This window comes from Geobacillus sp. B4113_201601 (genome assembly GCF_001587475.1).
Classification (GTDB): Bacteria; Bacillota; Bacilli; order Bacillales; family Anoxybacillaceae; genus Geobacillus; species Geobacillus icigianus.
Window position 1 is genome coordinate 22,334 of the sequence record NZ_LQYX01000099.1, and the last position, 20,336, is coordinate 42,669.

Annotated in this window: 24 protein-coding genes, 1 pseudogene and 1 riboswitch; of the genes and pseudogenes, 3 read left to right on the plus strand and 22 right to left on the minus strand. The window is 56.6% G+C overall.

What is annotated here, in order from left to right; all coding sequences use genetic code 11:
* Positions 1–70: 70 nt before the first annotated feature.
* The 5 genes and pseudogenes from B4113_RS14070 to B4113_RS21065 all read right to left on the minus strand — a co-directional run bounded on the left by B4113_RS14070 (position 71) and on the right by B4113_RS21065 (position 4,732).
* The gene (locus B4113_RS14070) at positions 71–802 is read right to left on the minus strand and encodes a pseudouridine synthase (protein ID WP_033844097.1); all 732 of its coding nucleotides are present in this window, start codon (positions 800–802) and stop codon (positions 71–73) included.
* 118 nt (positions 803–920) lie between these two features.
* Positions 921–1,454, minus strand: coding sequence for a spore maturation protein (locus B4113_RS14075; protein ID WP_033844098.1), 534 nt, complete (start codon positions 1,452–1,454; stop codon positions 921–923).
* On the minus strand, positions 1,454–2,050 hold the full coding sequence (locus B4113_RS14080; protein WP_033844099.1) for a nucleoside recognition domain-containing protein: 597 nt from the start codon (positions 2,048–2,050) through the stop codon (positions 1,454–1,456). Before B4113_RS14080 ends, B4113_RS14075 begins: the two co-directional genes overlap by 1 nt.
* Entirely contained in the window at positions 2,043–3,188 is a 1,146-nt protein-coding gene (locus B4113_RS14085) for a D-alanyl-D-alanine carboxypeptidase family protein (RefSeq protein WP_231559843.1), read from the minus strand. Before B4113_RS14085 ends, B4113_RS14080 begins: the two co-directional genes overlap by 8 nt.
* 285 nt (positions 3,189–3,473) lie before the next feature.
* Positions 3,474–4,732 (minus strand): annotated as a pseudogene (locus B4113_RS21065) (superoxide dismutase).
* A gap of 145 nt (positions 4,733–4,877) precedes the next feature.
* On the opposite strand from B4113_RS21065, the gene B4113_RS21255 reads away from it, so the two are divergent.
* Positions 4,878–5,051 (plus strand): hypothetical protein, encoded by a 174-nt coding sequence (locus tag B4113_RS21255; protein ID WP_160331379.1) that lies wholly within the window; start codon positions 4,878–4,880, stop codon positions 5,049–5,051.
* 361 nt (positions 5,052–5,412) lie between these two features.
* On the opposite strand, the gene scpB is transcribed toward B4113_RS21255, so the two are convergent.
* Both scpB and B4113_RS14100 read right to left on the minus strand, forming a co-directional pair.
* The gene (gene scpB / locus B4113_RS14095; RefSeq protein ID WP_033023497.1) at positions 5,413–6,039 is read right to left on the minus strand and encodes an SMC-Scp complex subunit ScpB; all 627 of its coding nucleotides are present in this window, start codon (positions 6,037–6,039) and stop codon (positions 5,413–5,415) included.
* A gap of 142 nt (positions 6,040–6,181) precedes the next feature.
* Positions 6,182–6,937: a segregation/condensation protein A gene (locus tag B4113_RS14100; RefSeq protein ID WP_033023498.1), complete on the minus strand. Its 756-nt coding sequence runs from the start codon at positions 6,935–6,937 to the stop codon at positions 6,182–6,184.
* Positions 6,938–7,146: 209 nt separating this feature from the next.
* On the opposite strand from B4113_RS14100, the gene B4113_RS14105 reads away from it, so the two are divergent.
* The gene (locus tag B4113_RS14105; protein WP_033023500.1) at positions 7,147–7,659 is read left to right on the plus strand and encodes a DUF309 domain-containing protein; all 513 of its coding nucleotides are present in this window, start codon (positions 7,147–7,149) and stop codon (positions 7,657–7,659) included.
* Positions 7,660–7,699: 40 nt separating this feature from the next.
* On the opposite strand, the gene B4113_RS14110 is transcribed toward B4113_RS14105, so the two are convergent.
* The 7 genes from B4113_RS14110 to B4113_RS14135 form a co-directional block, all read right to left on the minus strand.
* Positions 7,700–8,056, minus strand: coding sequence for a GNAT family N-acetyltransferase (locus tag B4113_RS14110; protein ID WP_033023503.1), 357 nt, complete (start codon positions 8,054–8,056; stop codon positions 7,700–7,702).
* Positions 8,057–8,167: 111 nt separating this feature from the next.
* Positions 8,168–8,632, minus strand: a complete 465-nt coding sequence (ribE, locus tag B4113_RS14115) for a 6,7-dimethyl-8-ribityllumazine synthase (RefSeq protein WP_033023504.1) — start codon at positions 8,630–8,632, stop codon at positions 8,168–8,170.
* A gap of 18 nt (positions 8,633–8,650) precedes the next feature.
* Positions 8,651–9,844: a bifunctional 3,4-dihydroxy-2-butanone-4-phosphate synthase/GTP cyclohydrolase II gene (locus B4113_RS14120; protein ID WP_061912597.1), complete on the minus strand. Its 1,194-nt coding sequence runs from the start codon at positions 9,842–9,844 to the stop codon at positions 8,651–8,653.
* 27 nt (positions 9,845–9,871) lie between these two features.
* Positions 9,872–10,519 (minus strand): riboflavin synthase, encoded by a 648-nt coding sequence (ribE, locus tag B4113_RS14125; protein WP_033023506.1) that lies wholly within the window; start codon positions 10,517–10,519, stop codon positions 9,872–9,874.
* Entirely contained in the window at positions 10,519–11,619 is a 1,101-nt protein-coding gene (ribD, locus tag B4113_RS14130) for a bifunctional diaminohydroxyphosphoribosylaminopyrimidine deaminase/5-amino-6-(5-phosphoribosylamino)uracil reductase RibD (RefSeq protein WP_081917083.1), read from the minus strand. Before ribD ends, ribE (B4113_RS14125) begins: the two co-directional genes overlap by 1 nt.
* Before the next feature lie 211 nt (positions 11,620–11,830).
* Positions 11,831–11,964: riboswitch (FMN riboswitch) on the minus strand.
* A 44-nt stretch (positions 11,965–12,008) separates the two neighbouring features.
* On the minus strand, positions 12,009–12,137 hold the full coding sequence (locus tag B4113_RS21020) for a hypothetical protein (RefSeq protein WP_255358730.1): 129 nt from the start codon (positions 12,135–12,137) through the stop codon (positions 12,009–12,011).
* A complete protein-coding gene (locus B4113_RS14135) occupies positions 12,124–12,564 on the minus strand; it encodes a peptidylprolyl isomerase (RefSeq protein ID WP_033023507.1) in 441 nt (146 codons plus the stop codon). Before B4113_RS14135 ends, B4113_RS21020 begins: the two co-directional genes overlap by 14 nt.
* A 137-nt stretch (positions 12,565–12,701) precedes the next feature.
* Here B4113_RS14135 and B4113_RS14140 point away from each other — a divergent pair, with 137 nt between their 5' ends.
* Complete coding sequence (locus B4113_RS14140) at positions 12,702–13,592, plus strand: DUF1002 domain-containing protein (protein ID WP_033023508.1); 891 nt, start codon at positions 12,702–12,704, stop codon at positions 13,590–13,592.
* Positions 13,593–13,659: 67 nt separating this feature from the next.
* Here the strand turns inward: B4113_RS14140 and lysA are convergent, their stop codons facing one another.
* From lysA to B4113_RS14180, 8 genes are all read right to left on the minus strand, one after another.
* On the minus strand, positions 13,660–14,979 hold the full coding sequence (gene lysA / locus B4113_RS14145) for a diaminopimelate decarboxylase (RefSeq protein ID WP_033023610.1): 1,320 nt from the start codon (positions 14,977–14,979) through the stop codon (positions 13,660–13,662).
* Positions 14,980–15,281: 302 nt separating this feature from the next.
* A complete protein-coding gene (locus tag B4113_RS14150) occupies positions 15,282–16,757 on the minus strand; it encodes a spore germination protein (RefSeq protein WP_033023510.1) in 1,476 nt (491 codons plus the stop codon).
* Positions 16,708–17,316 (minus strand): stage V sporulation protein AE, encoded by a 609-nt coding sequence (locus tag B4113_RS14155; RefSeq protein ID WP_033023511.1) that lies wholly within the window; start codon positions 17,314–17,316, stop codon positions 16,708–16,710. Before B4113_RS14155 ends, B4113_RS14150 begins: the two co-directional genes overlap by 50 nt.
* A 5-nt stretch (positions 17,317–17,321) precedes the next feature.
* Positions 17,322–17,672, minus strand: a complete 351-nt coding sequence (locus tag B4113_RS14160) for a SpoVA/SpoVAEb family sporulation membrane protein (protein WP_033023512.1) — start codon at positions 17,670–17,672, stop codon at positions 17,322–17,324.
* Between the two features lies 1 nt (position 17,673).
* Positions 17,674–18,714: a stage V sporulation protein AD gene (gene spoVAD / locus B4113_RS14165; protein WP_033023514.1), complete on the minus strand. Its 1,041-nt coding sequence runs from the start codon at positions 18,712–18,714 to the stop codon at positions 17,674–17,676.
* Positions 18,715–18,730: 16 nt separating this feature from the next.
* Positions 18,731–19,159 (minus strand): SpoVA/SpoVAEb family sporulation membrane protein, encoded by a 429-nt coding sequence (locus tag B4113_RS14170; RefSeq protein WP_033023516.1) that lies wholly within the window; start codon positions 19,157–19,159, stop codon positions 18,731–18,733.
* A gap of 17 nt (positions 19,160–19,176) precedes the next feature.
* The gene (locus tag B4113_RS14175) at positions 19,177–19,608 is read right to left on the minus strand and encodes a stage V sporulation protein AB (RefSeq protein WP_033023519.1); all 432 of its coding nucleotides are present in this window, start codon (positions 19,606–19,608) and stop codon (positions 19,177–19,179) included.
* Positions 19,595–20,218: a stage V sporulation protein AA gene (locus B4113_RS14180; RefSeq protein WP_033023520.1), complete on the minus strand. Its 624-nt coding sequence runs from the start codon at positions 20,216–20,218 to the stop codon at positions 19,595–19,597. The genes B4113_RS14175 and B4113_RS14180 overlap by 14 nt, the downstream gene beginning before the upstream one ends.
* Positions 20,219–20,336 lie beyond the last annotated feature (118 nt).

Here is a 20,336-nt window from a genome sequence, read left to right on the forward strand (position 1 = left end):
GATGTAACAATATTTGTAATTTTATTCCATTAAAGTAATATCCATCTAGCTGTGATGTAACAAATACTTGTCATTTTCTTCCCCCGGAAAGCGCTATCGCGCGCAACAGCTTCACCTCGTGCGGCGTCAGCTCGCGGTATTCGCCGGGGCGCAGCCCTTTTAAATCGAGAAACCCGTACCGCTCTCGCTTCAGCTTCAGCACGTCGCAGCCGATCGCCGCAAACATACGGCGCACTTGTCGGTTCCGGCCTTCGTGAATTCGGATTTCCACGATGGCGGTGTTTTTCCTCCGGTCGGTGGAAAGCAGCTTCACTTTCGCCGGCGCCGTCATGCCGTCTTCGAGCTTCACTCCGCGCTCAAGCTGCCTGAGCTGTTCGCCTGTCGGGATGCCTTTCACCTTAGCAACGTATACTTTCTCGATCTCATAGCGCGGATGCATGAGCGAATGGGCGAAATCGCCGTCATTCGTCAACAAAAGCAAGCCGGACGTATCGTAATCGAGCCGTCCGATCGGATAAATCCGTTTGTCCAGATCTTTGAAAAAATCGGTTACCACTTTGCGCCCCTTGTCATCTTTGACGCTCGAGATCACCCCGCGCGGCTTGTACAACAAATAGTAAACGGGCTCCTCACGCTCGACGGGAATGCCGTCGACTTCGACATCATCGCGCGGCCCGACTTTGGCGCCGAGTTCGGTGACGACGCGGCCGTTGACTTTCACCCGCCCTTGCAAGATGAGTTCTTCCGCTTTGCGCCTTGATGCGATGCCGGCGCGGGCGATCACTTTTTGCAACCGTTCCATTGTTCCTCACCTCTTTCATCATCTTACCCTTTCCGCGACATAGATACAAGCGCAGCGCTTCTCTTTTTCTTCATCACAAACGAAAAAACCCGCCGGTTTGGCGGGAAAGCGGACGCTGTCAGCGCCCGAAAACGAGCAAGACGATGAAAAAGGAAACGATCAAGCTAAGAATGTCCGCTAAAACGCCGACTTTTAACGCGTCGCCCATTTTTTTGACGCCGACGGCGCCGAAATACACCGTAAGCACGTACAGCGTCGTCTCCGTGCTTCCTTGAATCGTAGCAGCGAGGCGACCGATAAACGAATCGGGGCCGTAGGTGGCGATCAAATCGGTCGTCATGCCGAGCGCCGCCGTGCCGGAAATCGTGCGCAGAGCCGCCAGCGGAACGATTTCCGCCGGCATCCCGATCGCCTCGGCGAACGGTTCGATAGCTGCCATCAACGCATCAAGCGCCCCCGATGCCCGAAAGATCGCCACCGACACCAGCATGCCGACCAAATACGGAATAAGCGAAAACGCGATTTCAATTCCTTCTTTGCCGCCTTCGACAAACGTTTCGTAGGTCGGCACTTTCTTTGCTGTACCGTAAAGCAAAATAAAAGCGATGAGCGCCGGGATCAACCATGTGGAAAGAAGCTGGACGATGGCCATCACCGTTTCCCGCCTTTCCGCGTCCGTTTCCAGTAATAATACCGGTCGATCAATACTGCCCCGACCGTCGAAATCGTCGAGGCGACGACGGTCGTGCCGATAATTTCGCCCGGCGCCGCCGAACCGTACGTCATGCGAATCGAAATGACGGTCGCCGGAATGAGCGTAATGCTTGACGTGTTAATGGCCAAAAACGTCACCATCGACCGGCTGGCCTCATCGCGGCCGCCGTTGAGCTGTTTTAGCTGTTCCATCGCTTTGATGCCCATCGGCGTCGCCGCATTACCAAGGCCGAACATGTTCGCGACCATGTTCGAAACGATGTAGCCGAGCGCCGGATGGCCGGGCGGCACCTCTGGAAATAGCCGGCGCACAATGGGCATGAACAGGCGCGCGACTTTATGAAGCAGGCCGGCCCGCTCGGCGATGGCCATCAATCCAAGCCAAAACACTAACACACTGATCATGCCGATGCTGATCGTCACCGCTTCCTTGGCGCTTTCAAACACCGCCTTGTTCACTTCTTCCATCGTGCCGTTGATCGCTGCAAAGACGATGCCGACGACCGCCATCATGACCCAAATGAGGTTAACCATCGCTTCTCACACCTAAAAAGGAAAATAAATCCCAAAACGAGTTTTCGCCGCTTTCCTCCTTCTTATGTTCGTACAGCAGCGGCGTCTCATCCACCGCTTTATCGTGCAAATAAAGCACCGCCTTTCCGACCGCCGCTGGAACGCGATCCGGATCTTCTTTCCACTCGGCGCGCGGCTTCAGCAAATACACGTTCACCCGCAATTCGTTCTCTTCCTCGCTGGTCACGGGATATTGCAAATCGCGGGCCGCGCGCAGCCGTCCTTCATAAAACGGATCAGTGATTTTGCCGACGATTCGCTTTCCGCTCACGTTCGCGATATGATAATGGGAAAACCCGTATTCGTACATCGCGATGTGGTCGTTCCAATCGTCCGGAGCGTCCAACGTGACGGCAATCAAATTGACCCCATCTTTGGACGCCGTCGTCACCAGCGTGCGATGCGCCCGCTTCGTATAGCCGGTTTTTCCGCCGGTGCAATATTCGTAAAGGCCGGTGAGGAGCTTGTTTTTATTCCGCCACACCCTTGCACCTTCCTCTCCCGGAGGGGCGGGCGCGCGATACACTTTCGTCCCGGAGATGCGGCGAAATTCGCTGTTTTTCATCGCGTATTGCATCAAGAGCGCCATGTCGTAAGCGGTCGAATAATGGTTTTCCGCGTCATCCAAGCCGTGCGGATTGGCAAACTCCGTATCATGCATCCCGATTTCAGCCGCTTTTTTGTTCATTAAAAACACAAACCCTTCAACGCTGCCGCCGACATGTTCGGCGATCGCCACCGCCGCATCGTTGCCGGAGCGAAGCATCAATCCGTACACTAAATCGCGCAGCTTGATTTTTTCCCCTTGACGCAAGTAAATCGACGACCCTTCCGTTCGAACGGCGCGGGCGCTGACCGTGACGAGGTCATCCATCTTTCCTGACTCAATCGCTAAAACGGCGGTCATAATTTTCGTAATGCTGGCGATGCGCCGCTTTGTATAGGCGTCTTTGGCAAATAAAACCCGTCCGGAATGCTGCTCCATTAAAATCGCGCTTTTCGCGCTCACCCCGTTCATCGCATCCATCCGTCCCGGGATCAATGCGATGATCCCCGCAGCGAGGGCCATCAAAGCTATGAGCCGCTTCCATTTGTCCACGCGTATCGGCGAGGCTCTCCCTTCGGCGAGCGAGGGAAACCGCCTGTCCCCCTTTCCAAGTTGGGCTGACATGAGCGCGAGCGAGGAAAACCGTTGAAACGTCCAAGCCGTGCTTGGTACAAGTGTATGCGGGGCGCGGACAAATATGATGAAAAAATAGCGGCTGACCAAAAAGGGTGTCTACCGTGCAGATCGGGACCACTTATCGCGTGACAGAAGCGGTCAGTACGATATGAAAGAGGGTGTCCCACCCTTTTGGAACACCCTCCCTGTTTGGACATCCGGTTAAAACGGCGGCCAGCGCAGCTTCTGTGCCTTAGCAAAGCGCGCTTCGACATTGCGCCAATTCACCACATTCCACCAATTGGCAATATACGCCGCCCGGTCGTTTTTATATTGCAAATAATACGCATGTTCCCAAACGTCGAGCACAAGAAGCGGAATCACATCCCATTGCGCCATCAGCTGGTGTTTTTCCGCCTGCAAAATTTCAAGCCGATGCGCTCGCGGCGCCCAAACGAGCAGCGCCCAGCCCACCCCTTCCGCGCTTTTGGCCGCTTCGGTGAAATGGCGGCGAAAGGCAGCGAAACTGCCGAAATCGCGCTCGATTTGCGCCCGCAGTTCCCCGCGCGGCTCGCCGCCGCCGTTCGGATCCATATTATACCAAAAATAGTATGCAAATAGTGGCCGGAACCGTGGAACGCCGCCTCCCGCTCCCAATGCTTGAGCAGCTCAAATCGGTTCGTGCGGCGCGCCTCGGCCATCATCCGCTCCGCTTGATTCAGGCCGTCGACGTAGCTTTGATGGTGTTTCGTGTGGTGCAGGCGCATGATTTCTTCGGAAATATGAGGTTCAAGCGCATCATATTTGTACGGCAGCGGCGGCAAAACATGTTTGCCGGGAGGAACGGCCGGCTGTCGTTCGCGCCCGAGAGAGTCCCATGATGAATCCGGAAATAGGATTTGATTCCCAGCATCCGCCACCAACGCGTTCGCTTCTTCCTTCTCATCGACAAGCGTTGATCGTTGTTCATCCTCCCGTTCGCCGTCCACCTCCGTCCGCGCTTCGGCCACGATCACCCCCGCTGTCTGGGCAGCGGCTAGCCCCGCCGCTTGCCCTTGTTCGCCGGACGGCGCACCAATGAGACGGACGGCCCGCTCGTACACCTCATCGACAAGCTGCTGCAGCGCAGCGATCGTTTCTTCGGTCCATGCATCGTTGTGTTGGTCAATGTAAGCAGACAAGGCGGAAAGCCCGATATCCCCGGCAGCCCCGCGCCACGCCAGCGCCTGCTCCACCTGTTTTCCCCACTCGGCCGCCTCGAAGGCGTAATGGCGGAGCGCCGCCGCATACACCGCATCGGCGCGGCGCTGGAGCTCGCGAACCTCCTCTTTTGTCCACGCCCCGTCATGTTCGGCGATTACGGACAGCAGCGCCGCGACTCCCTCCGTGCTTGCCCCGCGCCACGCCAGCGCCTGCCTGACTTGTTCTCCCCATTCGCTCAACTCGGCCACATACTGGGCCAACAACGTTTGATCGTCCATTTGGAAAAAACCTCCTCCTCCTCTTTTTTCGCCATATCGTATGCCGGTTCATCGAAATCGTTCTTGTCCGCATTCACCCAAATTCCCGGCCACACATACCTATAGGAGCGAGGCAACAAACAAAGACATCGCAAAAGCAATTGACATGGCCGGCTACTTGCGGGCTAACATTCACCAATTCCCGGCGCTCTCCCGCTTCCACCATCAAATCGAACTCGAGATGGCCATCTGCCAACGCTTTTTTCATGAGCTCGAAGAAATGGCATGGCAAGGGGAAGTGCTTGGCGTGCTGTCGCCGCTCATACCATATGGCCCGTAAAGTTTTCATCGGCACATGCTCGGCGTGGAAGACGATGCAAGCTCATGGCCGACCATATGGCCCGTGAAGAGTGCTACTACTTACAAAAACTTGCGGAAACGACCGGTGAAGTGAAACCGCCAACGTGCGATCCGACCAAACCGCGAACCGAATAACTGGCGGCAACCGTTTCTCCAGCGGCTCGGTTAGACAGAAAAAAAGAGCGGTTCGCAAACGAAAACGAAAGCGCACGCTCTCACGTCAAACGGAACGTTTCTCTCCGGTCAAACCAAAAAGCCGCGCTGCTCACTCCGGCAGGCGGCAAACGTCCATGAGCGCTCCCCTTCCTCGATCAGCTGTTTTTCTTTATTTTACCATACGGCTATGGTTCATCGCTCCATTGTTCTGTCAATTTTTCAAAAAACAAATCCGCCTCCCGCTCCGGCTCGTGATCGTCCGCCCATTCCGGCAGCGGCGGCAGCTCCTCGAGCGTTTTCAACCCGAAATAATCGAGAAATTCGGCCGTTGTTCCATACAAAATCGGGCGCCCTGTTCCTTCCGCGCGCCCGACTTCTTTAATGAGCGCCCGCGCCATCAGCGTCTGCAGCGGCTTGTCGCTTTTCACCCCGCGAATCTCCTCAATTTCAGCGCGCGTAATCGGCTGGCGGTAGGCGATAATGGCCAGCGTTTCGAGCGCGGCCTGCGACAGCGGCGATGCACCCGGAGCTTCGACAAGCCTCTTTAAATAAGGGGCGTGCTCTTTTTTTGTCGCCAGCAAGAATACGCCCCCCAGTTCGATGAGTTGGATGCCGCGCTCTTCGCGCTCGCAGTCTTCTTGCAGCTTCGCGAGCACCGCTTTCGCCTCCGCCTCGTCGATTTCGAGCACGGCGGCGATTTGGGCGAGCGACAACCCTTCATCGCCGGCGGCGAACAAGAGCGCCTCCACAATCGCTTGCGCCGCTGGCTGTGAGCCAGCCGTCCCCGTTTTTCCTGCTTCTTTTTCTTCCATCACTCGTCCGTCGCGTCCGGCCGTCGAGCCGGCGCAACCTCCTCCTTTCCCGTTGTTTGCGCTCCGTCATCACCTAGCGGCGTTGCCCCCATCCGGTGCGGTCTCGCCTGCAGCCGTAAACAGAAAGCGACGGATGGGCGTCTCAGCCGCTCGGCCTAGCCGCGAGAAACAAATCGCTGAAATTTCGCTCTTGTTCCACAATGATTTCGTTTTGCTTAATCAGCTCCAAAACGGCTAGAAACGTCACCACGATATAAGCGCGGTCATAGACGGGAAATAAATCATAAAAGTTTTTCCGCCCGTTCGTCTCTCGCAGCTCCTGCAAAATCTCTGCCATTCGCTTTTCAACAGAAAGATCTTGGCGGGCGATTTTGGCCCGCAGCGGTTTTTGCAGCTTCTTGCGGCGCAGCAGTTTTGACAGGGCGCCAAGCATATCATACACGTTTACATCGAGCGGCGCCGCCTTTTTTTCATCGGCATAGGCGCTCAAATCGCTCGGCGGTTTCGTAAACAAGAGCGCCCGCTCTTCTTCGCGCTGTTTCAGCGCACGCGCCGCTTCTTTAAACTTTTTATATTCGAGCAGCCGCTGCATCAGTTCTTCGCGCGGATCCACGTCGTCGGTGAACTCCAGTTCGCCGTCGCCAGCCTCCTCTTCCGGCGCCGGCAGCAACATTTTGCTTTTTAGGGCGAGCAGTGTGGCCGCCATGACCAGATATTCGCTAGCCATGTCCAACTCCAGCTCTTGCATGGCGTGAATGTACGCCATATACTGCTCGGTGATTTGCGCCACAGGGATGTTATAAATATCAATTTCATAACGATGAATCAAATGCAAAAGCAAATCAAGCGGCCCTTCAAACGCTTCAATTTTCACATTGTATGACAATTGCACATCCATCCCACCATTTTTTTCGGCGCGCCGCCTCAGCGGCTTCCGTACGTACAGCCCATTTTATTGTATCATAATCAGGCGGCGGGGCGAGCAGAAATCGGTTGCTTTTTTGCCCTCGGCAGCGATGCGGCGTATAATGAAAGAAAAACGGCGCCCGCGCTTCCCGGCTGAACGAGGGAAGGCGAAGGCGGCGATGGGGAAAGGAACGGTGAGGCGTGTACCCGAAAGCGTATATCGACTATTTGGTCCATTTTCACGGCGACCGCGATTATTTTGAATGTCATGAACTGCTAGAAGAACAATGGAAGCGAGACGGACGGCCAAACGGATGGCTCGTGCTCATTCAAATCGCCGTCGCCTTCTACCATTATCGGCGCGGCAACATGTCGGGGGCGCTCCGCCTCATTCGGCGAGCGCAGGCGTTGCTTGAGGAGGCCCGCGGAATGATTCGCCAACTCGGCCTCGATGATCAGGCGCTCGAAGCGCTCCTTGGCGACACCGCCGCGCGAATCGTCCGCGGCGAACCGTACCGAAGCGTCGAGCTTCCGATTCGCGACCGCTCGCTTTACGAGCAATGCCTCGCCGCCTGCGCCAAACAGCAGCTCGCTTGGGGGCAGCCAAGCGACCTTGGCAACGTCGATGTGGTCAACAAACATCAACGTCGTGACCGTTCGGGCATTCTCGCTGAGCGCGAACGAAAAAAACGGGCGAAAGCGGAGGGGAAATAGATGCCCCTCCGCTGCCCGCAGCCGCGCCGCACTCGTTCCCTTATTCATGGCAGGCGTTGCATTTATCCAAAAACGAAGCCGTCCACTCGTTCGCACACAGTCGACGGTCAGGATACGTCTCTTTCAACGCTTTGACCATCTGCTTTCCGATCCCTTGGTGGCGGTGCGATGGGTTGACGCTAATGTGCTGAATTTCCACCACATCGGGAGCGCGCAACAGGACGCCAATCAGGCCGACGATATCCTCGTCCTCTTTCCATAAAAACAGCTGCCAGTCATCGTTCGTCTCATACTGTTTGATCGTCTGCTGGAGCCGTTTCAAGTCCTTTTCCGTCGGCATAAACGACAGCAACCCCATGGCGATTTTCTCGTAGTTTTTTCGATAGCGGATGAACATAAAAATCCCTCATTATCGACAAACATGCTTCCGAACAGGAAACGTTTTTGTCATTTTCTCTATACGTATTATAAACATTCTCACCGATATTGTGAACCGTTTCCTGCTTTTTTACGCAAATGCCCGCAACACGTTTGCCATTTCGATGGCCGACACGGCCGCTTCCCAGCCTTTATTGCCTGCCTTGGTGCCGGCCCGCTCGATCGCCTGCTCGATCGTGTCGGTCGTCAAAACGCCGAAAATGACCGGGACGCCGCTCGCAAGCGCGGCCTGAGAAACGCCTTTGGCCGCTTCACTGCAGACGTAGTCAAAATGGCTCGTGGCGCCGCGGATGACGGCGCCAAGCGTAATGACGGCGTCGAACTGCTTCGATTCGGCCAGTTTTTTCGCCACAAGCGGAATCTCAAACGCGCCCGGCACCCAGGCGACGGTGATGTCATGATCGCTGACGCCGTGTCGCGTCAAACCGTCAATCGCCCCGGACAACAGTTTGCCGGTGATGAATTCGTTAAAGCGTGCAACGACGATGGCGATTTTCAGTCCTGTACCAACGAGATGGCCTTCAATGACGTTCATCATTCGTTCCCCTTTCATCTAAAAATGAAGCATATGCCCTAATTTTTCGTATTTCGTGCGCAAATACTGTTCGTTTTCCTTTTTCGGTGGCATCTCGAGCGGCACACGTTCGACGACCTCGAGCCCGTGCCCTTTTAAGCCCGCGATTTTGCGCGGGTTATTCGTGAGCAGACGCATTTTCGTCACGCCGAGGTCTTTCAACATTTGCGCCCCGATGCCGTAATCGCGCAAATCGGCCGGGAAGCCGAGCTTTTCGTTCGCTTCGACCGTGTCATAGCCTTGCTCCTGCAGCTTGTAGGCGCGCAGCTTGTTCATAAGGCCGATGCCGCGCCCCTCTTGGCGCACGTACAGCAACACTCCGCGCCCTTCCGCCTCGATTTGCCGAAGCGCCGCGTGCAGCTGCGGTCCGCAATCGCACCGGTAAGAGCCGAACACATCGCCCGTTAAGCATTCGGAATGGACGCGCACGAGAATCGGCTCGTCCGGGGTGATCTCTCCTTTGACAAGCGCCACATGCTCTTTTCCGTCGAGCACATTCGTATAACCGATGGCGCGGAATTCGCCAAATTCGGTCGGCAGCCAGATGTCCACTTCGCGCTTGACAAGCTTTTCCCGCTCGCTCCGATAGGCGATCAAGTCTTTGATCGTGATCATCTTCAAGCCAAACTGGTCAGCCATCTGCCGCAAATCGGGAACGCGCGCCATCGTTCCGTCTTCTTTAATGATTTCGCAGATGACGCCGGCCGGCGCCGCCCCGCACAGCCGGGCCAAGTCAACAGCCGCTTCCGTATGGCCGGCGCGCCGCAGCACGCCGCCTTTTTTCGCAATGAGCGGAAAAATATGGCCTGGCCGCTTGAAATCGCTCGCTTTGACATTCGGGTCAAGCAGCGCCTGAATCGTCGCCGCCCGCTCATGAGCGCTAATGCCGGTCGTTGTCGTTTTGTAGTCGATGCTCACCGTAAACGCCGTGCCGTGCGCATCGGTGTTATGGGCAACCATCGGCTCTAAGCCGAGGCGTTCCGCCAACTCTTCCGTGATCGGCACGCAGACGAGCCCGCGACCGTGCGTAATCATAAAATTAATGATATCCGGCGTCACCTTTTCGGCCAGCGCGACAAAATCCCCTTCGTTTTCCCGGTCTTCATCGTCGCAGACGATGATCACTTCTCCGTTGGCAAGCGCGGTCAGCGCCGCTGCGATGGAATCAAACATCAGCCCAGTGCCCCCCCTTTTTCCGGCTTATTTGTACCCGTGCTGCTCTAAAAAGTCAACCGTCAACCCGCGCGCTGGCGGCGCTGCTTTGGCGGCAAGAAAAGCGGCGACATATTTGCCAATCATGTCGCACTCAATATTGACGAGGTCGCCGGGCCGCTTTTCACCTAAAATGGTGGCCGCCCGTGTATGAGGGATCAGCGAAACGGTGAACGTGCGCTCGCTCAACCCGAAAATGGTCAAACTTGTGCCATCGACCGCCACCGATCCTTTCTCCATCATATACGCGCGCAGTGAAGCCGGCACTTCGATTTCATAATAAACCGCGTTCGCTTTCGGCCACTGGCGAATGATGCGTCCGACGCCGTCCACGTGCCCGCTGACGAAATGGCCGCCAAACCGCCCGTTGGCCGCCATCGCCCGCTCCAAGTTCACCTTCGATCCGGGCTTTAGCGTCTTCAGCGCCGTCGCTTTCACCGTCTCCGGCATGATGTCAACCGTAAACCGGCGGTCGTCAAACGATGTGACGGTGAGACAGACGCCATTGACAGCGATGCTGTCGCCAAGTTGCACATCTTCAAGCACCCGCTTGGCGCTGATGGCCATGACGATGGCGTCCCCGGTTGCGTTCATCCGCTCGATCGTGCCGATCTCTTCGATGATGCCGGTAAACATCACGCTTCCTCCTTTCGCTTCGGAACAGCGGCGATTTTCACGTCCGGACCGATCCTTTCGACCCGCCGGATGTCAAGCTCGAGCGCTTCGGCGAGACGCGGGAAGCCGAGGCCGCCGATCGGCGTAGGGGCATCCTGCCCGCCGATCAGCTTCGGGGCTATGTAGGCCACCACTTCATTGACCGCTCCCGCGCGGAGAAAGCTGTCATGGACGCGCGAACCGCCTTCTACAAACAGCGACATCACCTTCTGTTCGCCGAGCAAGCGAAGCACATCGCCGACCTCCACTCGATCGGTCGGCAGCGACACGACGCGCACGCCCCGACGCTCGTATGCCGCCGCTTTTTCCCGACTGGCGCCTCGGCCGGCGATGATCCACGTCTCCGCCTCACGGTCGGTGACGACGTGGGCGTCAAGCGGGGTGCGCAAGCGGGTGTCCAAAATAATGCGCAGCGGGTTTTTCCGCTGTTCCCCGATGCGAACGGTGAGCTTTGGGTTGTCCGCGATCACGGTGTTGACGCCGACCAAAATGGCGTCATGCTGGGCGCGGAGACGATGGACATCCTCACGGGCCGCGCTCGATGTGATCCATTGGCTTTCCCCTGTCGCCGTCGCGATTTTGCCGTCGAGGCTGCACGCGTATTTCAGCGTCACAAACGGCGTCTTTGTCGCAATGGAATGGAAAAACATCCGGTTGAGTTCATCCGCTTCTTCTTTTAAGATGCCAACGTCGACGTGAATGCCCGCTTGGCGCAGCTTGTCAATTCCTTTTCCCGCCACAAGCGGATTCGGATCGGTCGTGGCGACGACGACGCGGCGGACGCCGGCTTCGATAAGCAAATCGGCGCACGGCGGCGTTTTGCCGTAATGGCTGCACGGCTCCAGCGTCACATACACCGTGGCGCCGCGCGCTTTGTCGCCGGCCATACGAATCGCATGCACTTCGGCGTGCGGCTGTCCGGCTTTCAAATGGGCGCCAAGCCCGACCACTTCCCCGCCGTTGACGACAACCGCGCCGACAAGCGGGTTCGGCGATGTTTGTCCGCTGCCGGCTTTCGCGACATTCAACGCCAAGCGCATGTAATCTTCGTCTCGATACACGGCTTTCACCTTTTTCTTTCGCAAAAATAAAAATCCCCGGAACGACTCCGGGGCTTTGGGATGCGAGAGAATGAGTCATGATGCGCATAACAGCGAACAAAACATTCGTTCGCCTCCTATGGCTGCACGTGCCGTCTAGACACCGTTGCCCTGTTGGCCGCCGAGGGCTGCCCGCTTTCGGCACAGCGCCATCAGCCACCATGCGCACATCGCCATCCTTCTCCCATCCAGACTATACTGTCGGCTCCGGAATCGCACCGGATCGTGCCAATCAGGCTCGCGGGCTGAGAGGCGCGTCGCCTCATCACCGCCGGTCGGGAATTTCACCCTGCCCCGAAGGATGCATCACCATGCTGTTTTTATTATACCATGTCAGCTTCCAAGCGTCATCATTTGACAATCCAAATCCAATACGCCGCCCCCCATAACAGGCTGGCCGCTACCAATAGAAAAAACAGCCGCCAGTTGTTGCGCCTTGTCCGCTCATCGTCCCCCGCCGGCCGCTTATTGTTCGTCAAACACTTTCACTTCCTTCATCACATCGCCGTTTTTCATCGCCTTGACAACGTCCAGCCCAGACGTTACTTGGCCGAAGACGGTATGCATCCCATCGAGGTGCGGCTGCGGCTCATGAACGATGAAAAACTGGCAGCTCCCGGTGTCGCGGCCGCGGTGCGCCATCGAAATCGCCCCGGCGACATGGCGGTGCGGATTGTTGTCCGTCTCGCACGGAATCGTATAGCCGGCATCGCCCGTCCCGTTGCCGCGCGGGCAGCCCCCTTGGCTGACGAACCCGGGGATGACGCGGTGGAAGGTTAATCCGTCATAAAATCCTTCATTCGCTAATTTTTCAAAATTGGCCACCGTCACCGGCGCCTCATTCGGAAACAGTTCGAATTCAATTTTCCCGCCGTTTTCCATCAAAATATACCCTTTTTTCGCCATGATGCTTTCGCTCCTTTGCTTGTGCCTCAATCGCTTCTATCATACCATGGATGATTGGGAGAAAGAAAGTCAAAGACAAAAACGGCGGGGATGCGATATAATGATGGTGCATGTTCCATGAACAGGAGGCGAGCTAGGTGAAACGAATGATCGCTTCATCGCTGCTGGCGGTTATCATGCTGATGTTGCCGGCGATCGCCGCGGCCGATGCGGCACCGGGCGACGTCATTGTGACGCTCGGCGAAAATTTAACAAGCGACCAAAAGCAAAAAGTGCTTGAAGAAATGAAAGCGCCGGACGGGGCGCAAACGATCACTGTCTCGAACGCCGAAGAGCATAAATATTTGGGCGGGCTCATCCCGAAAGCCCAAATCGGGACGCGCGCCATTTCTTCGTCCATGATCACGATTCGCGAACCCGGCTCAGGGCTGCGTGTTGAAACCCACAACATCACATGGGTGACGAAAGAGATGTATACGAACGCCTTGATTACCGCCGGGGTGAAAGACGCCGACATTTACATCACCGCTCCGTTTCCCGTTTCCGGCACCGCGGCGCTGACCGGATTGATGAAGGCGTATGAAATTTCCTCGGACCAAGCCATCCCTGATGATGTCAAAAAAGTGGCGAACGAGGAAATGGTGCAAACGGCGAAGCTGGCTGATTCGATCGGTCCGGACAAGGCGGTCGCTTTGCTGGCAAAAATCAAAGAAGAAATGGCCGCCAATCCGCCGCAAACGGATGCCGATTTGCGGGCTCTGATCGAAAAAATCGCCGCTGACCTCGGCATTACGCTGAGCGAGAATGAAATCAACAGCCTTATGTCTCTCCTTCATAAAATGCAAAACGCCAATATCAACTGGGATCAAGTCAATGACCAGCTGAGCAAAGCGAAAGAACAGCTGTCGGCGTTTTTGCAGTCGAAAGAAGGAAAAACGTTCATTCAAAACGTGATCGACATCTTGAAAGAGATTTGGAACGCGATTAAATCAGCATTTTCCTCGAACTCCAGCCAAGATCAGCAATGAAAATCGGCGCCCGCAAGGACAACGGGCGCCGATCGGTTGTCAAGGCCGCTTCCCAAACCGGCGGCCTTCACTTTTTCACTTTCGTTTTCCAAGGCAAATCATACTGAATCAAATCGTCATACGTCTCCCGCTTCACAACGAGCTGGGCATCGCCGTTTTCAACAAAGACGACAGCCGGGCGCGGCAGGCGATTGTAGTTGTTCGCCATCGAATAGCCGTACGCTCCCGTGCAAAAAACGGCTAAATAATCGCCCGGTTTCGCTTCCGGGAGCGCCAAATCCCAAATGAGCATATCGCCTGACTCGCAGCACTTTCCGGCAATGGATACGACTTCCGTCCGCTCTCCCCACATCCGGTTGGCGAGCATCGCTTCGTATTTCGCCCCATACAGCGCCGGGCGAATGTTGTCGCTCATGCCACCATCAACGGCCACGTACGTTCGGACGTTTGGCACGTCTTTGCGCGAGCCGATCGTATAAATCGTCGTGCCGGCATCGCCGACAAGCGAGCGCCCCGGCTCAATCCAAATTTCCGGAAGCGACAGCCCGTATTCGCGGGCTTGTTTTTTCGCTTCCTCAACGATGCAATCGACGTACATCGCCACGGGAATCGGATCATCCTCTTCGGTATAGCGAATGCCGAATCCCCCGCCAAGGTTGACCACTTCGGGGACGAAACGGTGCTCGCGATTCCACTCGGCCAGCTTGGCAAACACTTTTTGCGTCGCGAGCACAAATCCGGCGGTTTCAAAAATTTGCGAGCCGATATGGCAATGGACGCCCAACAGCCGAAACGCCTTCGCCGACATCACGCGCCGAAACGCCTGATCAGCTTGTCCATTGTGCAAATCAAAACCAAACTTCGAGTCCTCTTGTCCTGTTAAAATATAGTCATGGGTATGCGCTTCAACTCCCGGCGTGACGCGCAGCAAAATCGGCACCGTTCGACCGGAGGCCTCTGCCAGCTCTTCGATCAACTCCAACTCGTAAAAATTGTCGACGACGATGCAGCCGATGCCGGATTCGAGCGCCATCGCCAGCTCCTCCCGGCTTTTGTTATTGCCGTGAAAATGGATGCGCTCCGGCGGAAATCCGGCGACAAGCGCTGTATGCAATTCCCCGCCCGACACGACGTCAAGCGACAGCCCTTCCTCGGCGGCGAGCTGCACCATGGCGATGGAAGAAAACGCCTTGCTGGCGTAAGCGACCTGCGCCCGCACGCCATGGCGGCGGAACGCTTCCTGAAACGCGCGCGCCCGGGCGCGGATCAAGGCAACATCATAAATGTAAAGCGGCGTGCCGTACGTCTCAGCCAGTTCGACGACATCGACGCCGCCGATTTCCAAATGTCCTTTTTCATTGACGCGGCTTGTTCCATGCAAAAACACGACCATCCCTCATTCCTCATCAAAATGGCGCACGAAAAGCCAAAAGCCGTTGGCCGCCGACAGCGACCCTGAAAAAACAAAACCGCAGAGCAACCGGCTCTGCCGCGCACTAGGCTGCGATTCGGACATGCCCGTTGGCGCGTTCGCACCAAAACGAACGTCCGCTTCACCGCTCGGAAAAGGCGGTAAATATCAAATATTACGTTATCATAATGACAAAAAAGTTGCAATAGCGCCAACAGCGAAAAAGCGGCCGCCCATCCATGCCATCGGGAGCGGCCGCCGGGTAAAGGGGCGCGGGATCACGTCGGTTGTTTTTGCCGGTCCTGCGGATGGACGATGCTCGGACGCACTTTCGCCCCGGCGGCGGAACGGCGGACGATAATTTGCATAAACGCTGCCGGATCGAACGGAATGAACGGCCATAAATACGGGGTATTGAGCGAGCGAATGCTGACGAGCCAAAGCAAATAAACGGTCGTGCCGATGACGAGCCCCGGCACGTGAAACAGCGCGACAAAAATAACGAGAACAAGCCGGGAAATTTTATTGGCGACACTCAATTCGTAGCTCGGCGTCGCAAAAGAGCCGATCGCGGCCACCGCGACGTACAAAATGACTTCGGGCACAAACAAGCCGACATCGATAGCGATTTGCCCGATGAGGACGGCGGCGATTAAGCCCATAGCCGTTGAGAGCGGCGTCGGCGTGTGGATGGCGGCCATGCGCAGAAATTCGATCCCAAAATCGGCCAACAAAATTTGCACGACAATCGGGATGTTCGTTTGTTTGTTCGGGCCGATAAACGCCCACGATTTCGGCAACAGCGACGGATCTAAAACGAACAGCACCCACAGCGGCAGCAGAAACAGCGACGACAAAATGCCTAAAAACCGCACCCAGCGGACAAACGTTCCGACCCCCGGCGACTGCCGATACTCTTCGGCGTGCTGGACATGGTGGAAAAACGTCGTCGGCGTAATGATGACGCTTGGCGATGTATCGACCATAATGAGCACATGCCCTTCAAGCAAATGCGTCGCCGCCACATCAGGCCGCTCCGTGTACCGGACGAGCGGATAGGGGTTGTAGCCTTGCTTGACTAAAAACTCTTCAACCGTTTTGTCGCCCATGGTCAAGCCATCAACATGGATTTGTTGAAGCTCTTTTTTGATCAGCTCAACCAGCCCGGGGTCGGCGATATCTTGAATATAGGCGATGCATACGTCTGTTTTCGATCGCTCACCGACTTGCAACATTTCAAAGCGCAGCCGCTCGTCGCGGATGCGTCGGCGGGTGAGCGCCGTATTGACGATAATGTTCTCGACATAGCCGTCGCGGGCGCCGCGCACCACTTTTTCTGTGTCCGGCTCCTGCGGCTGCCGGCCCGGATAGCTGCGGACGTCGACCGCAAACCCGGTCGATTCCCCTTCGACAAGGACGATGATCAGCCCGGAAAGCAGCTTATCGACGGCCTCATCGAGGCTCATCACCGGGCTCACTTGCTGATGGACAAGCCGATTTTCAATGATTTTCCACGCTTGCGATTCTTGCCGTTCATCATCGTTGACGCGCACGATTTGCTTCAATAATTCGATGATGTATTGCGTGTCACATAAACCGTTGCAGTAATAAATATGTACTTCCCGGTTTAAGACACGAATTTTTCGCACGCCTAAATCAAAGCTTGTGCCGACGCCGATTCGCGCCTGCAAAAACTTGGCATTGTCAATGAGATTGCCCGCTATCGGCGTCTTCTTTTTTTCTTTTTCCGCCATGGCCACCACTCCTTTCAAGAATCAACTCAACCGCTTTGCGCGTAATGGGTGCCCCATGTTCGGCACGGTCGCGGCGCCCCATTTTTCCGATGTCGCCGATGCCGACAATCAGCGGGATGTTCAGCTGGTCAAGACAGTAGACGGTATCGCCGTTGATGCGGCCCACATCCAAATCGCGGATCCCTTCTTTATCGACCCCGTATTCGGTCATCACGCCGTCGCGGTCGATGCTCACATGCACCTTTGTCCATTCGTGCTGATGCGTGTTGGATGCAACCGCCAGCGCGCCAAGCACCTCGATTTGCTCGTGCGTCGCCACATAGCGAAGCGCCTCTTCGCCCGCTCCCTCACCGATGGCGCCACAGTCGTCAAACATCACAAACACCGGATCGTGCGGCGTCTGCAAAATCAGTTTGACGAGCTCCTCGCCGCTCAACTTGGTCGGATTGCCTCGCGAGCAGGAGATGCAGCGGCCGCCGACGTCGGCGGCGACCCGTTCGATCGCTCGGCAGGCGAATTCGTCTCCGTCCGTCACTAAAATGACCCGTCGTTTTTCCATCGTCTCTACCCTTTCGGTTTGCAAATAAGCGCCGCGGCAAACGAACCCGCCACCATAAAAGCGAGCAACGCGCCAGCGAAGCGGAAGACGGCTCCCCCGGTCGCGACAAGTCCGCTTGGCGGCGGCCCGACCATGACGCCTTTCGCGAAAACGTAGCCCAACCCGCTTAACGGCAACATCGCCCCCGCACCGACCGAAGCGACCCATCGATCGTATACGCCGCCAAACCCGAGGATGACGCCGAGGACGACCAACAGGCTGGCCACCCCGGCCGGCGTCCATCGGCCGCGGTCGATCAGGAGCTGGGCGATGACGCATACAAGCCCGCCGGCCAAAAACGCGCGGACATATTCCATCTCACATTCCCCCCGATCGTGGCCCATCCGGCTCTTGCCCGGCCGCTTCGATGACGACACCGTGAGCGATAGCCGGGATCGACTGTTTTTGCTGCACCATCGTTTGGCTCAACAGCGCCCCGGTCGCGACGACAAACAGACGGCGAAACGCACCGCGGGCAAGTTCATGAAGCAAATAGCCGTACGTGACAACGGCCGAGCACGCACAGCCGCTGCCGCCGGCGAACACCTTTTGATCCGGCCGGTAGATCATCAGCCCGCAATCGTTGTACATCTCGCTGACGTCATAGCCCGCTTCGGCAAGCAGCTCCCGAACGATGACGCTGCCGACGCGCGACAAGTCGCCGGTGACAATCAAGTCGTAATCGCTTGGCGATGCGCCTAAGTCGCGGAAATGCTGCTCGATCGTATCGGCCGCAGCCGGAGCCATCGCCGCTCCCATATCGAGCGGATTGGTCAGCCCGGCATCGATCACTTTGCCGATCGTCGCCGCCCGGATGCGCCAGCGCCCCGGGGTGCGCCCGATGAGCGCTGCGCCGGCGCCGGTGACCGTAAACGTCGCCGTTTTCGGCTTTTGCACTCCGAGTTCGGTCGGATAGCGAAACTGCCGTTCAGCCGTGGCGTTATGACTGCTTGTCGCCGTGAGCGCCCGATCGGCCAATCCGCCGGCAACCAACGCGGCGGCGGCGGCCAACGTCTGCATCGAAGTGGAGCAGGCGCCAAACAAACATAAAAACGGAATCGGCAGCTCGCGAGCGACATAGTTGGATGTAGCCTGTTGGTTTAACAAATCGCCGGCCAAAAACAGATCGACCTCTTCAGCGGAAACGCCCGCCTTTTGCAAGCAGCGGCCGACCGCCTCCCGCATCAGCCGCCGCTCGGCCAGCTCCCACGTCTTTTCCCCGCAATATAGGTCGCGATAACAAATATCAAAATACTTTCCGAGCGGCCCATCCGCTTCCAACGGCCCGACCGCCGCCGCGGCCGCTTGAATGTAGACTCCTTCATCAAACAACCACGTCTGTTTTCCGACGCGCTTCATGGCGCCCCCCTCTTTCCTACGGCCAGAACAGACCGAGCACATAGGCGGCAATCACTCCGTAAATGATCGCCGCGCCGCCGGCTTTCAACATCTGCCCGCCCACCCCGGCCATCCACCCTTCGCTCCGGTGCTCGATGGCGGCGCTAGCGAGCGCATTGGCGAGCCCGGTAAGAAGCATCGTCGCCCCCGCGCCGGCGAATTGGCTAATGTCATCATATTTTCCGACAGCGGTCAGTCCGATCGCCAATCCAGCCATGACGATCGACGCCCATAAATGGGCCTCGAGCGCTGAAGTGGCAAACGTACCGCCATACCAATTAGCCAGCCATTGCGCCAGCGCGCAAAGCGCCCCGCCGACAAGAAACGCTTTTCCCGCATTGGCCGCGTACGGGGGAGAAGGTTGGAACGCTTTGACTTCACGGAGATAATCGGTTCTCAATCCCACGTTTTCGTCCCCCTTTGTCAGCGAAAATGATCGACAAAATATAGCCAGTGAAACAAAGAGCCCGCCACCTTGCCAAAGGCGATGGCCATCAATAAAGCGACGATTCTCTCATCGACCCCGATTCGTTTCGCTAAAATCGGCCAAACGTTCAGCACTTCGGTGAGCGCGGCGGCGAGCATTCCGACAAATATGCCGTGCAGAAGCCCAATCGGCGCCAGCCAATAGTTGGACAAATGGAAAACCGAATGGCGAAGGCTCACCCAACCGCCGACGAGAGCGCCAAACACCGCGCCCCATTCATAAGCGTGAATGCGCTTCATCGTTTTCGTCAGCTGCGTCAGGCGCGGGATGACGCCAAGCACGACCAAAAAGGCGACAAAGCCGGTTCCGACCGCCAACCCTCCAGCGAAGCCGACGAACACTACCAGCAAAATCTCAAGCGTCGTCAAGGTGCCTCATGCTTTCCTTGTTTTCATGCAAAATGACATACTGGTCAATGGCCTGCTGGTAGTTGAACATTTCGACTTCCAGAGGGCTGGGCTCCTCGTTGATGCGTTTGCGGAACCAATGGTTAAAAAACAAAATCATCCCGATCCCGAGCCCAAGCGAATATGGAATTTGCAAAAGAAGCGGCTTATCCACCGTCTGACCGGTGATCATTTCATACAAATGGCGATGCACCCGTTGCATGCTCACATCTTCGTGGAAATTCATAATCGCCATCGCCGAACCGACGAACAGAAGAAGCCAAACGAGCAGGAACACGACGAACGGAACTTTTCGCTTTTCATACACGACTTCAACGATCGTCTGCGATGGGCCAACCATCTGCACATCGAGCGATTCATCGACATCGAGCACGGCCTTGACCATTTGCATCATGTCGATAATGACGATCGTTTTATCGCTTGGCTGCACCCGGTAGAGCGGGACCGCCCGCAGCCGCTCGACGAGTTCGCCATCCGCCGCAGCGATTTGCGCCGCTTGTCCGAGCGTGACCGCCGCCCCCGGCTCGACTTGCACGCGATGGCGCGGCTTAATGAATACGGTGTTGGCCATTTGCTTCACACCTTTGTCTTTTTTTCATTAGTTTGGTGGACAGTCAAGCCGATCATGCGGTTCGGCCGCATTCACCATCGATTTCATAAAAATAGAAAAGAATGGGCAGCGAAGGCCC